Annotated in this window: 10 protein-coding genes; 9 read left to right on the top strand and 1 reads right to left on the bottom strand. The window is 64.4% G+C overall.

What is annotated here, in order from left to right; translation table 11 throughout:
* The coding region (locus FOZ70_RS37320) for a DHA2 family efflux MFS transporter permease subunit (RefSeq protein WP_258025845.1) at nt 1-1,283 on the top strand (1,283 nt) is incomplete at its 5' end.
* 37 nt (nt 1,284-1,320) lie between these two features.
* Here FOZ70_RS37320 and FOZ70_RS37315 read toward each other — a convergent pair.
* A complete protein-coding gene (locus FOZ70_RS37315) occupies nt 1,321-2,835 on the bottom strand; it encodes an acetyl-CoA hydrolase/transferase family protein (protein WP_027791325.1) in 1,515 nt (504 codons plus the stop codon).
* Nucleotides 2,836-3,490: 655 nt separating this feature from the next.
* Between FOZ70_RS37315 and FOZ70_RS37310 the strand changes: the two genes are divergently transcribed.
* The 8 genes from FOZ70_RS37310 (at nt 3,491) to FOZ70_RS37270 (ending at nt 13,007) form a co-directional block, all read left to right on the top strand.
* Nucleotides 3,491-4,171 (top strand): CDP-alcohol phosphatidyltransferase family protein, encoded by a 681-nt coding sequence (locus FOZ70_RS37310; RefSeq protein ID WP_021162080.1) that lies wholly within the window; start codon nt 3,491-3,493, stop codon nt 4,169-4,171.
* Nucleotides 4,168-4,977 (top strand): 2OG-Fe(II) oxygenase, encoded by an 810-nt coding sequence (locus FOZ70_RS37305; RefSeq protein WP_059650968.1) that lies wholly within the window; start codon nt 4,168-4,170, stop codon nt 4,975-4,977. The genes FOZ70_RS37310 and FOZ70_RS37305 overlap by 4 nt, the downstream gene beginning before the upstream one ends.
* On the top strand, nt 4,974-5,975 hold the full coding sequence (locus tag FOZ70_RS37300) for a TIGR00374 family protein (protein ID WP_021162082.1): 1,002 nt from the start codon (nt 4,974-4,976) through the stop codon (nt 5,973-5,975). Before FOZ70_RS37305 ends, FOZ70_RS37300 begins: the two co-directional genes overlap by 4 nt.
* A gap of 36 nt (nt 5,976-6,011) precedes the next feature.
* The gene (locus FOZ70_RS37295; RefSeq protein ID WP_021162083.1) at nt 6,012-6,779 is read left to right on the top strand and encodes a phosphocholine cytidylyltransferase family protein; all 768 of its coding nucleotides are present in this window, start codon (nt 6,012-6,014) and stop codon (nt 6,777-6,779) included.
* Complete coding sequence (gene aepX / locus FOZ70_RS37290; RefSeq protein WP_021162084.1) at nt 6,776-8,461, top strand: phosphoenolpyruvate mutase; 1,686 nt, start codon at nt 6,776-6,778, stop codon at nt 8,459-8,461. Before FOZ70_RS37295 ends, aepX begins: the two co-directional genes overlap by 4 nt.
* Nucleotides 8,458-9,639: a phosphonopyruvate decarboxylase gene (gene aepY, locus FOZ70_RS37285; protein WP_219707878.1), complete on the top strand. Its 1,182-nt coding sequence runs from the start codon at nt 8,458-8,460 to the stop codon at nt 9,637-9,639. Before aepX ends, aepY begins: the two co-directional genes overlap by 4 nt.
* Complete coding sequence (locus tag FOZ70_RS37280; protein ID WP_219707877.1) at nt 9,639-10,703, top strand: 2-aminoethylphosphonate aminotransferase; 1,065 nt, start codon at nt 9,639-9,641, stop codon at nt 10,701-10,703. The genes aepY and FOZ70_RS37280 overlap by 1 nt, the downstream gene beginning before the upstream one ends.
* A 1,377-nt stretch (nt 10,704-12,080) precedes the next feature.
* On the top strand, nt 12,081-13,007 hold the full coding sequence (locus FOZ70_RS37270; RefSeq protein ID WP_219707876.1) for a CPBP family intramembrane glutamic endopeptidase: 927 nt from the start codon (nt 12,081-12,083) through the stop codon (nt 13,005-13,007).
* Nucleotides 13,008-13,485 lie beyond the last annotated feature (478 nt).

The raw sequence follows: 13,485 nt of genomic DNA, 5'->3' as shown, positions 1-13,485 counted from the left end.
GGCTGCTGATCGTGTCGATCGCGGGCTTCACGGTCGCATCCGCGCTGTGCGGGCTGTCCGAGACACTCGTGCAGATCGTCGGCGCCCGCCTGCTGCAAGGCGTGTTCGGCGCCGCGCTGGTGCCGCTGTCGCAGTCGATCCTGCTCGACATCAACCCGCGCGAGAAGCAAGGCCAGGCGATGGCGATCTGGGGAATGGGCGTGATGGTCGGCCCGATCCTCGGCCCGACGCTCGGCGGCTGGCTCACCGACAGCTACAACTGGCGCTGGGTGTTCTTCATCAACGTGCCGATCGGCGCATTCGCGCTGGCCGGTGTGATGACCTTCCTGCCCGCCCGCGCGCCGCGCCCGCACGTGAAATTCGACGCGTTCGGCTTCGCGACGCTGGCGCTCGCGATCGGCGCGTTCCAGGCGATGCTCGACCGCGGCGAACAGCTCGACTGGTTCGGCTCGTACGAGATCCGCATCGAGGCGATCGTCGCGGCGCTCAGCTTCGCGTTCTTCCTCGTGCATACCGCGACCGTCGGCAACGCGTCGTTCTTCAAGTCGGAACTGCTGCGCGACCCGAACTTCGCGACGGGCACGCTGTTCATCTTCGTGGTCGGCGCGGTGCTGTACGCGACGCGCGCGCTGCTGCCGCCGATGCTGCAGAACCTGATGGGCTACCCGGTTGCGACGACGGGCCTCGTCACCGCGCCGAGCGGCGCCGGCACGATGATCGCGATGCTGTTCGTCGGCAGACTGCTGAAATACGTGGATGCGCGGATGCTGCTGCTCGCGGGGCTGTCGATTTCCGCGCTCGCGCTATGGCAGATGATGCAGTACACGGTCGTGCTGTCCGAAGCGGACATCGTGTGGCCGGGCGTGGTGCAGGGCTTCGGGCTGGGGCTCGTGTTCGTGCCGCTCAGCGCGCTGTCGTTCTCGACGTTGCCGCCCGACCTGCGTGCGGACGGCACGGCCACCTACAGCCTGATGCGCAACATCGGCAGCAGTATCGGCATCTCGATCGTGCAGACGCTGATGACGCGCAACACGCAGGTGTCGCACGCCGATCTCGCCGCGCAGATCACGCCGTTCAACCCGGCCGTGCAGGCGATGGCCGGCAGCCGTCTCGACATCGCGCTGCTCGACCGCACGATCAACCAGCAGGCATCGATGATCGCCTACCTGAACGACTTCAAGCTGATGTTCGTCGCGACGCTGCTGATGATTCCGCTGTTGCTGCTGATCCGCCCGCCGCAGAAAACGGCGAGCGTGGAGATCGCGCACGCGGCGATGGATTGACGATGCGACGGGCGCGCGCCCGTCGCATGCCGGACCGTCAGGCCTTCATCGTCCCCGTACGCACGTAACGCTCGTGCCACGACAGCGCCTCGGCGAGCAGGTGCGGCGTGTGCTTGCCGAAGCTCTCGCGCGACGCACGCTCGAAGTAATCCTCGAGCATCGGACGGTAGTCGGGATGCGCGCAGGTCGCGATGACCTTGCGTGCACGCTGCTTCGGCGACAGGCCGCGCAGGTCGGCGAGGCCCTGCTCGGTGACGACCACCGCGACGTCGTGCTCGGTATGGTCGACGTGGCTCGCCATCGGCACGATCCGCGAGATCGCGCCGCCCTTCGCGGTACTCGCCGACATGAAGCACGACAGGTAGCCGTTGCGCGCGAAGTCGCCCGAGCCGCCGATGCCGTTCTGAATCTTCGTGCCCATCACGTGCGTCGAGTTCACGTTGCCGTAGATGTCGGCCTCGATCATCCCGTTCATCGCGATGCAGCCGAGACGGCGCACGAGTTCCGGATGGTTGCTGATCTCCTGCGGGCGCAGCACGATCTTCTCGCGGAACGTCGCGATTTCGTCGGCGAAGCGCTGCACGGCGGCCGGGCTCAGCGACAGCGCGGTGGCCGACGCGAAGCTCAGCGTACCGTCCTGGAGCAGGTCGAGCATGCCGTCCTGGATCACCTCGGTGTACGCGGTCAGGTTCGAGAAGCCGGCCGAGCTGAGCTCCGCGAGCACCGCGTTCGTGATGTTGCCGACGCCCGACTGCAGCGGCAGCAGGTTTTCCGGCAGGCGGCCGCGCTTCACTTCGTGGCGCAGGAAATCGATCAGCTGGTGCGCGATCTGCTTCGACGTCGCGTCCGGCGCGGAGAACGCGTTGCTGCGATCCGGCGCGTCGGTCTCGACGATCGCGACGATCTTGTCGGCCGGGCAGCGCAGATACGGCTCGCCGATCCGGTCGTCGCTCTTCGTCAGCGGAATCGGCTTGCGGTGCGGCGGCAGCGCGGTGCCGTAATAGACGTCGTGCATCCCGTCGAGGCCGAGCGGCTGGCGCGAGTTGACTTCGAGGATCACGTGCTTCGCGCGTTCGAGCCACGTCTTGTTGTTGCCGATCGAGGCGGACGGAATCAGCAGGCCGTCCTCGCGGATGCCCGCGACTTCGACGATCGCGACATCGAGATCGCCGTACAGCCCGAACCATGCGTATTGCGCGACGTGGCTCAGGTGGACGTCCTGGTAGTCGACTTCGCCGCCGTTGATCTTGTCGCGCAGCGTCGGGTCGGACTGGTACGGCAGGCGCATCGAGATGCCGTTGGTGCGGGCAAGCGCGCCGTCGAGTTCCGGTGCGGTCGACGCGCCCGTCAGCACGTTGATCCGGAAGTCCTCGCCGCGCGCGTGGGCCGCGTCGATGTGGGCGGCGAGCGCGGCCGGAACGGCCTTCGGATAGCCCGACCCCGTGAAGCCGCTCATGGCGACGGTCATGCCGGGACGGATCAGCGCGGCGGCTTCGTCGGCGGTGCGGACGAGCGAACGCAGGGCGGGAGCGAGGATGCGTGATGAAGACATGGCTGGATTTCTGATGCTCTGGTCTGTCGTTGACGTCGCTGGGGGTGTCTCCTGAGCGACATGAAGCCCTTGTGGCCGCGACGGGCGGCCGGCACCACAGGCATGGTCGGAGTATCTCAGAGGCGGTCGCCGCGAAATGTCCACCGTATGAAAAAGATCGTTGCCGGATTTGCCGCGTATCGAACGGCCGTTCTGTGACAGGCGCCCCGTTCAATTCGAATGCACATGAAAGGTGCACGAAAGCATCGGACACAACGACCGGTCGACGATCACCAATCCGCACACGTCAATCGACGGATTTCCATTGCGATTCATCGCCTGTCGATCGGCAATGGTCGATGCCGTATCCGGCGCGGCCAATTGTCACCTGATGCCGGTTGTGCCGGACTGACGCACGTCAAGCTCGCACGCGCCGCGCATCCCCCGCCGGGATGCGCGAAAAACACCGCCGCACCGGCCTCCGAGGCCCGTCCGTCCTTGACAGGCACGCCATGCGAACCACACTGGAATACGGATCCCGCAGCCCCGTTCGGCCGCCCTTTCGCGCACGCGTTTTTCGGTCGGCCGATCGTCGCAAGACGCGGTAACACTCGCTCATGTCAGGACATTGATCGAATAAAAAGCAACAAATTACAATTCCGTATATATTTCGCCGATGGACCAAAGAAAAACCGCCACACGTTCCGAACCGCCCCTGCCACGCACCTGGGATGCGCGGCTCGCGCGCTCGCTTGTCCGACCGCTCGTCGACACGCCCGTCACCCCGAATCACCTCACCACCGTTCGTCTGCTGATCGGCCTCGCCGGCGCCTGGTGCCTCGCGCACGGCGGCTTCGGCTGGAGCAACGCAGGCGCGTTCCTGATCGTGTTGTCGAACTTCGTCGACCATACCGACGGCGAGCTCGCCCGCATCAGCGGGAAATCCAGCAAGATCGGTCATTTTTACGACCTCGCGGCGGACGCGCTCGTCACGATCGCGCTGTTCGTCAGCATGGGCCTCGGCATCGTCGCCCAGGGCGGCCAGATGGCCGCGTCGCCGGTGCTGCTCGGCGCGGTGGCCGGCGCCGCCGTCGCACTGATCTTCTTCCTGCGCATGCGGATCGAATCGATCGCCGGCAAGGCCGGCACCAAGCAGGCGTTCGCCGGCGGCTTCGAAACCGAAGACGTGCTGTACCTGCTGCCGCTCGTGACGCTCTTCGACGGCGTCGAGCCGTTCCTGCTCGCGGCGTCGATCGGCGCCCCGCTCTTCGCCGCATGGGTCGTGATCGACTGGTGGCGCATCGTCCGGCGCGGCAACGTCGCGCAGAATCCAACTGAAATCCAGGCTTCCAAATGACTCCTAGCACGCGCGACGACTCCGTGCTGAGCCCGGCACGCCCCGCGCCTGCGCGCGCGGCCGCCGCCGATCCCGATCGCACCGTGGCCGACTGCGTCGGTTCGCTCGACCTCGACCGCCTGCGCGGCGACTACACGCGCCAGGGCTCGTTCCTGTACCTCGACACCTTCCTGCCGGCCGACGCGCACGCGAAGCTGGCGCACGCCGCCCGCGCGATGCAGGCCGGCCTGAACCGCAATTACCTGCCCGGCCACAAGCAGGGCGGCAGCGTGAGCCGCCATACGATCGACGAGCAGGCACCGTACATCGCCGAGCTGTATCGCTCGAAGGCACTCATCTCCTTCCTCGAGAAGATCACCGGCGACAAGCTGATGCTGTCGCCGGACGACGATCCGCACGCGTATGCGCTGTATTACTACACGAAGCCCGGCGACCACATCGGCTGGCACTACGACACGTCGTACTACGACGGCCGCCGCTATACGCTGCTGATCGGCGTGATCGACGAATCGTCGTGCCGTCTCGACTACGAACTGCACACGCGCAATCCGGACGTGGCCGACGAACCGGGCTCCGTCCAGATCGCCGACGGCGGCATCGTGCTGTTCGACGGCGACAAGCTGCGCCACCGCATCACGCCGCTGGGCCAGAACGAGATGCGTGTGTCGCTCACCTTCGAATACGTGACGAACCCCGGCATGCGCCCGTGGAAGCGCTTCATCTCGAACATGAAGGACGCGATCGCGTATTTCGGCTTCCGCCAGGTGTTCAAGCAACTGGCGACGCGACGCCCGACCGGGTCATGACACGCGCCGGCCTGATCCTGCTGTCCCTCGGGACCGCACTCTTCGTCGCGCTCCTGGCCTGGCAGGGCGTCGGCGCGGTCGCGTCCACGTTCCTCGCGGCCGGCTGGGGGCTCGCGCTCGTCGCGGCGTTCCACGTCGTGCCGCTCGTGATCGACGCGATGGCGATCTCCGTGATGTTCCGCCACGGCCAGCCCGGTGCCGAACTCGGCAATGCGCTGCGCGCGCGCTGGGTCGGCGAATCGGTGAACAGCCTGCTGCCCGCCGGGCAGATCGGCGGCCCCGTGCTGATGGTGCGCCACCTCGCGCAGCGCGGCACGCGGATGGCCGACGCGGCGGCGGCCGTCACCGTCAGCACGACGATGCAGGCGCTCTCGCAAATGGCGTTCGCGCTGATCGGCATCGCCGCGTTCAGCCTGTACGCCACGCACGAATCGGTCGCGCACCTGCGCACACCCGCGCTGATCGCCACCGGCGTGCTCGGCGCCCTCGCCGCGCTGTTCTACGTCGCGCAGCGGCGCGGGCTGTTCGGCCGCGGCCTGCGCCTCGCGTCGAAGCTGCTCGGCCCGCGCGACTGGTCGTCGCTGGCGACCCGCGCAGACGCGATCGACGACGCGGTCGGCGCGCTGTACCGCGATCGTGCGAAGGTCGCGAAGACCTTCGCACTGAGTCTCGTCGGCTGGATCGTCGGCACCGCGGAAGTGTGGCTCGCGCTGCACTTCCTCGGGCACCCGGTGAGCTGGCTCGACGCGCTGCTGCTCGAGAGCGTCGGCCAGGCCATTCGTGGCGCGGCCTTCGCGATCCCGGGCTCGCTCGGCGCGCAGGAAGGCGGCTACCTGCTGCTCGCGCCGCTGGTCGGACTGCCGCCCGACGCGGCGCTCGCGCTGTCGCTCGCGAAGCGCGCGCGCGAACTCGCGCTCGGCCTGCCCGGCCTGCTCTATCTGCATTTCAGTGAAAGAAACTGGCAGCGGCGCCGTGCGCCGCAGCCGCTCGCCGACTGATCGTTCAGATCCGCCGGCTTTTTGGTTGGAGAACCCATGCGAGCCATCATTCTTGCGGCAGGCCTCGGCTTGCGCCTGCAACAACCGCCCGAGGCACAGTTCCCGAAGTGCCTGCTGCGCTTCGACGACGTGTCGCTGCTCGAGCGCCATCTGCGCGTGCTCGATGCCGCGGGCGTCGACGAAATCGTGCTCGGGCTCGGCTTCCAGGCCGAGAAGGTCGAGCAGGAATTGAAGCGCCTCGGCCGCCAGGCCGAGATCGTGGTCAACGAACGCTACGACCTCGGCAGCGTGCTGACCGTGCATACCGTCGCCGACGCGATGACGCGCGGCGGCGACGTGCTGCTGATGGACGCCGACGTGCTGTATGACGAGAACATCCTGCACGCGCTGGTGGCCGATGCCGACAAGGCGGTCGATCGCCTGCTGATCGACCGCGACTTCGAGGCCGGCGACGAACCCGTCAAGCTGTGCCTGAAGAACGGCGTGCCGGTCGAGCTGCGCAAGCAGCTCGCGGTCGACCTCGAATACGACACGATCGGCGAATCGGTCGGCTTCTTCCGCTTCACCGAAGGCACCGCGCGCCGCCTCGCGACGATCGTCGCCGGCTACGTCGACAGCGGCCGCGCGAACATGCCGCACGAGGAAGCCGTGCGCGACCTGCTGCTCGAAGGCGGTCATTCGTTCGACGTCGCCGACGTCACCGGCTCGCCGTGGATCGAGATCGACTTCCCGAACGACGTCGCCCGCGCCACCCAAGAAATCCTCCCCCTGATTCAACGCACCACCGCAGGAGTCGCACGATGAACGCACGCGAACCCAACTTCACCGAATCGCGCAGCGCCCGCCTGCGCCGCATGCTCGTCAGCAGCGATCTCGAATTCCTGATGGAAGCGCACAACGGCCTGTCCGCGCGGATCGTCCGCGAGGCCGGCTTCAAGGGCATCTGGGCATCGGGCCTCGCGATCTCCGCGCAGTTCGGCGTGCGCGACAACAACGAAGCGAGCTGGACGCAGGTCGTCGACGTGCTCGAATTCATGGCCGACGCAAGCGACCTGCCGATCCTGCTCGACGGCGACACCGGCTACGGCAACTTCAACAACGTGCGCCGCCTCGTGAAGAAGCTCGAGCAGCGCGGCATCGCCGGCGTCTGTATCGAGGACAAGCAGTTCCCGAAGACCAACAGCTTCATCGGCGGCGAGCGCCAGCCGCTCGCGGAAATCGACGAATTCTGCGGCAAGATCAAGGCCGGCAAGGATTCGCAGACCGATCCCGACTTCTCGATCGTCGCGCGTGTCGAAGCGCTGATCGCAGGCTGGGGGATGGACGAGGCGCTGCGTCGCGCGAACGCGTATGCGGAAGCCGGCGCCGACGCGATCCTGATCCACAGCAAGCTGTCGCGCCCGGACGAGATCCTGCAGTTCGCGCGCGAATGGAGCGGCAAGGCGCCGCTCGTGATCGTGCCGACCAAGTACTACAGCACGCCGACCGACGTGTTCCGCCAGGCCGGCATCAGCACCGTGATCTGGGCGAACCACCTGATCCGCGCGTCGGCATCCGCGATGCAGGCGACCGCGCGCGAGATCCACGAGAGCGAAACGCTGATCAACGTCGAGGACCGCGTGGCATCGGTCAACGAGATCTTCCGCCTGCAGGATGCCGACGAGTACTCGGCGGCCGAGCGCATCTACCTGTCGTCGTCGTCGCGCGCGTCGAACGCGGCGATCGTGCTCGCCGCGAGCCGCGGCAAGGGCCTCGAAGCCGTGACCGAAGACAAGCCGAAGGTCATGCTGCCGGTCGCCGGCAAGCCGCTGCTGCGCTGGCTCGTCGACGGCTTCAAGACGCACGGCGTGAACGACATCACCGTGGTCGGCGGTTATCGCGCCGACGCGATCGACACGTCGGGCATCAAGCTCGTCGTCAACGAGCGCCACGCGCAGACGGGCGAACTCGCATCGCTCGCATGCGCGGCCGAACGCCTGACCGGCGACACCGTGATCTCGTACGGCGACCTGCTGTTCCGCAGCTACATCGTGCGCGACCTCGCGGAGAGCGAGGCCGAGTTCAGCGTGGTGGTCGATTCGTCGCTGACGGAAACCAACCAGAGCGTGCGCGATTTCGCGCTGTGCTCGGCGGCGGACGATCGTGGCCTGTTCGGCCAGAAGACCTACCTGCAACGTGTATCGAGCGACGTCGCCACGGGCACGCCGCACGGCCGCTGGATCGGCCTGCTGAACGTGCGCGGTGCCGGTGTCGAGCGCCTGAAGGCGATGCTCGCGACGCTGCAGGCGCGCGACGATTTCGACACGCTCGACATCCCGTCGCTGCTCAACGAACTGATCGCCGCCGGCGAGAAGATCGAGGTGCAGTACGTGCACGGCCACTGGCGCGGTGTGAACGACCTCGAAGACTTCCGCCGCGCGGGTGACTTCGCGCACGGCCAGACGCCGCTGTCCGAACCGGGCACCGGCAACGGGGGCGCGCAATGATCGAAGCGGCACAGTTCGTCGAGGCCGCGCGCGAGCGCGGTTTCGACTGGTACGCGGGTGTGCCCTGCTCGTACCTGACGCCGTTCATCAATTACGTGCTGCAGGACCCGACGCTGAATTACGTATCGGCCGCGAACGAAGGCGACGCGGTCGCGCTGATCGCGGGCGCGACGCTCGGCGGCAAGCGCGGCATCGCGATGATGCAGAACTCGGGGCTCGGCAACGCGGTGAGCCCGCTCACGTCGCTGACCTGGACGTTCCGCCTGCCGCAGCTGCTGATCGTCACGTGGCGCGGCCAGCCGGGCGTATCCGACGAGCCCCAGCACGCGCTGATGGGCCCGATCACGCCCGCGATGCTCGACACGATGGAGATCCCGTGGGAGACGTTCCCGACCGACCCCGAACAGGTCGGCCCGGCACTCGACCGCGCGATCGCGCACATGGACGCGACGGGCCGCCCGTACGCGCTCGTGATGCAGAAAGGCAGCGTCGCGCCGTATGAGCTGAAGGCAAACCCGGCGGCCAGGCCGCGCGCGCATGTCGCCGCGCAATCGTCGACGCGCGCCGCGTCGCCCGAAGCGTGGCCGACCCGCCAGGATGCGCTGCAGCGCGTGATCGCGCACACGCCGGTCGATTCGACCGTCGTGCTCGCATCGACCGGCTTCTGCGGCCGCGAACTCTACGCAATCGACGATCGCCCGAACCAGTTGTACATGGTCGGTTCGATGGGCTGCGTGACGCCGCTCGCGCTCGGCCTCGCGCTCGCACGCCCCGACCTGAAGGTCGTTGCGGTCGACGGCGACGGTGCCGCGCTGATGCGCATGGGCGCGTTCGCGACGCTCGGCACCTACGGCCCGGCGAACCTCACGCACGTGCTGCTCGACAACGGCGCGCACGAATCGACGGGCGGCCAGGCAACGGTGTCGCAGCACGTGTCGTTCGCGGGTGTCGCGGCGGCATGCGGCTACGCGTCGGCGGTCGAAGGCGACACGCTCGACGTGCTCGATACGGCGCTGGCCGGATCGAGCGACGGTGCGCAGTTCGTGCGCCTGGCGATCCGCACCGGCGTGCCCGACGGCCTGCCCCGCCCGACCGTCACGCCGGTCGAGGTCAAGACCCGTCTGATGCGGCACATCGGCGCCGCGCAGACCGAAGCCCACGTTGAAGGAGCCCATTGATGCTGCTGCTGAACCCCGGCCCGGTCACGCTCACCGAACGCGTGCGCCGCAGCCTGCTGCAACCTGACCTGTGCCATCGCGAAAGCGAATTCTTCGATCTGCAGGACGAAGCACGTGCGCGCCTCGTTGCCGCGTACGAGCTCGATCCGGCCGAATGGGCCGCCGTGCTGATGACGGGCTCGGGCACGGCCGCCGTGGAAAGCATGATCGCGGCACTCGTGCCGCGGGACGGCAAGCTGCTGGTGATCGAGAACGGCGTGTACGGCGAGCGGATCACGCAGATCGCGACGCAGTACGGAATCGCGCACGAGGTGCTGAAGCATGAGTGGATGCAGGCGCCCGATCTCGCGCAGATCGCCGCACGGCTCGATGCGGGTGGGTACTCGCATGTCGCCGTGATTCATCACGAGACGACGACGGGCCGGCTGAACGATCTCGGCGCGATTGCCGAGGTGTGCCGTTCGCGCGGCGTGAAAATGCTCGTCGATGGCGTCAGCAGCTTCGGCGCGGAAGCGATCGACTTCGCCGGCGGCGACATCGACGCGGTGGCCGCGACCGCGAACAAGTGCCTGCACGGTGTGCCGGGCGCGGCGTTCGTGATCGTGCGCCGCAGTGCGCTCGCGAAGGCTGCAAGCCGCACTTACTACCTCGATCTCGGTCGCCTGGCAAAGCTGCAGGATCAGCGCAATACGCCGTTCACGCCTTCCGTGCACGCGTATTACGCGCTCGTCGAGGCGCTGCGTGAGTTCGATGAGGCTGGCGGCTGGCGTGCGCGTCATGCGCATTACAAGGCGCTCGCCGATCAGGCTCAGGCCGGGCTGGCGGCGCGCGGGATGCCGCTCGTGCTACCGGAAGGTGAATCGTCGGTCGTGCTGCGCGCGTATCGGCTGCCGCAGGGTGTGACGTACGAGACGTTGCATGACGGCTTGAAGGCGCGTGGTTTCGTGATCTACGCGGGGCAAGGCGGGCTGTCGAAGGAACTGTTCCGGATCTCGACGATGGGCGCGATTCAGGCGGCTGATGTCGAGCGGTTGCTGGAAGGGTTCACGGCGCTGACGCGGTAAGCGTTGCTTCTAGCTTCGTCTATGAAAGGCCCGCAAGGGCCTTTTTTATTTTCTGTGGATTTCTCGGGAGCTTTGGGCGAAGTGTAAGTATTCGGCCATGAACCGACATTCGACAGCGTCGTCCAGATCGTTGACAATCGCACAGATAAGGTAGTGACTGGTCAGGTCTGGCGATGAAAAGAACTGTGTGGGTGTTGCTTGCGCTAGCCATCATCTCATGGGGCATATGCGCCCTATATTTAAGCGAGGCTATCCATTTCGGGTGGATCGGAACCCTGCTCGCGTCGATTGCCGGCTTGATTGCGACGATGTCGAGTTATCGCACTGAAGAAATAGCCCATACTCGCTTTGGGACAATATGCAAGGCCGAATCGCCGGTCAGATTCTTCCTAGCTTACGTCTTTGTCGGTTTACTCCTTGTTGCCTTTGCGTTTATAAGCGTCTTCGGCTGCATGGGGCGCTTGGAGCGGTAGCGGCCCGTTTTATGCCATTTGTATGATGCCCGGTCGGCAACGCGGACCGCGCGAATCTATGGGGCAAAGTTCGGCCATAAAGGGACCGTCGACGACGGCGTCTACATCGTCGACAATCCCCGAATCTTCAAAGTAACCTTCTCATGTAAAAGGGTCCGGCGATGCCAAACTCGACCCGCGAGCGTAGCGCGCAACTTTGGAAGTGCACACTGTCCAACAGCCACCATTGGCCTGTTGCGTTGTCAGCCGTTGCCCGCCACGTACAGCCTGGTGACGTACCGGCGCTCGGGCTGCTTTTCTTCGCGGCCTTTCATGGAACGATCGACGATGCGGGATACACCGAAACTCAGTATGCGTTTAAGGCAACGGCGATTCTTAGCGGCCGGTATGGCGAATGGATCTCCGAAGCATCGTGGATAGTTGAGCAGACGGACGGTCTCCAGTCTGCGTGCCTCGTCTGCCACTATCAGCCTTATGGATGTCCGGTAATAGCTGTCGTAGCCACAGCACCCGCCCATCAGGGGGCAGGCACAGCCGGAATGTTGCTTGATGCCGCAATGGCTACATTATCCGCGCTCGGTCATTCCGAATGCTGTGCGATGGTTACAGAGGGAAATGTCGCTTCGGAGCGTTTATTCGGAAGTCGCGGATTTTTTCCTCGCGCCGACGCCAGCGGTTCGTAACGTGGTGTCCGTTTCGTTTCGGCCATTTTGAGACATTCGATGCTCGTAGCCTGGCCGGGACAATCTGCTAGACGAGGTCGCTAACAGGGGCTATATCCTAGCGCCAAAGACACTCTCACGGTTTGCCCGGACCTTGCGGCGTCTTTGTTCCAGAATGCTGTCACGATGTTGCGTAGCACAGTGTAGAAAAAGCCAACCGTTGTTTGAGTTGAAATGTGCTCATGAAAAATGAAAAAGATTTTGCACGTGACTTCATCGATCTCGCCAAGTTGGGCCGAACCGACTGGCGGTCTCTTGCGCTGACTATTTTGATTTTTGGGTGTCTTAGTGCCATAGGCACATTCTGCGCGTTGTTGCTGCCCATTCCGGGAATGCATGCATATAGATCCCTGTATCTCCACCATTTCAGCTTCAATCTTGCCACTCTCAATCTTCTCTCTGACGCGGGAGGCCCGGTCGGAGTTTTGGGTTTCTGGCTTGTATGCAAATACGTTTTGCGACGTCCATTTTGCTCCCTGATTTCCATCGATCTGAAATTCAGCGTAAAACGCTTTTTGCTCGGTGCAGTTCTTTATCTTGCTGCTTACGTGGTCAGCGTCGCGATCATGTGGATTTATGCCGGGGTGCGCTTCGATGCATGGACGTCTCCGATTGGGAGTTTCTCTCCGCATATTGATTTGAATGTAAATCCGTTCTTAATGGCGCTATCCGGACTCGTTCTGTTGCTCGGCGTATCTTTTTTAGCATTTGGAGAAGAGCTGTATATGCGAGGATGGTTGACGCAAACGCTAGGCCAGTATATTCGAATACCAGCCATCGTCGTGGTATTGATCGCCGTTTTATTTGCGTTACTCCACACACAGTACAAGTGGCCTGTGAAGACAGTCATGTTCTTTGATTCCGTGGGATTTTCATTTTTGAGTTTGCGGGACCGGCGGCTTGAGCTTTCAGTCGGCGCACATTCAATGACCAATATTTGGGCGTGGTCGATTCCGATAATCTTTACCGGCCAATCCTCCAATATACCTATCTCAATCGCAGACGCGATTGTTTTCGCACTCGCAAAAAGCGCACTACCTTTGTCACTGATGTATCTATTTTTGCAAAAAACGAACAGCTGGTTTAAATCGACCGGAAAACATGCCTAATAACGAAACTGCTATTTCGGAAGACCACTGAGCGTGAAACCTAAATCGCATCCCTCCGTCGATCTTGCCACGTCGGGCCGAGCCGAATGGCGAGCTACTGCCTTGAGCTGGTGCGCGGGAACGTCCGTTATTAAGAAAATTGAACGGCGGGTCCGGGTCGATTTCGGGCAACTGCGCTAGGCCAAGTGCAAGCAACCCCGGAAGGCAGCAGCCGGCCAGGAACAGCCATCCGATGTTTTTGCCACAACGAGCTGATGAACGAGGGCTTGAGTTCATTGCGCTATGCTCTCGCTCAGGTCAACATCCGGTCCATGCCATGCGCGTTTTTGCTCCTCTTGTCGTCGCTTTCCCAGTGCCCTCCTTGCACGGGTTGCGTGTCCCATTGATCGCACTCGCCTGCGGGCTAACCAGCGCTTCCTCGCTAGCCGAGGATGTCAATTGGCCGGAGTTGCCCAAGACGTGCTTCGTAAGCCAGCGG

It is taken from the genome of Burkholderia sp. COPS (genome assembly GCF_019425585.1).
GTDB lineage: Bacteria > Pseudomonadota > Gammaproteobacteria > Burkholderiales > Burkholderiaceae > Burkholderia > Burkholderia cepacia.
This window is presented reverse-complemented; position numbering and strand designations above follow the sequence as displayed.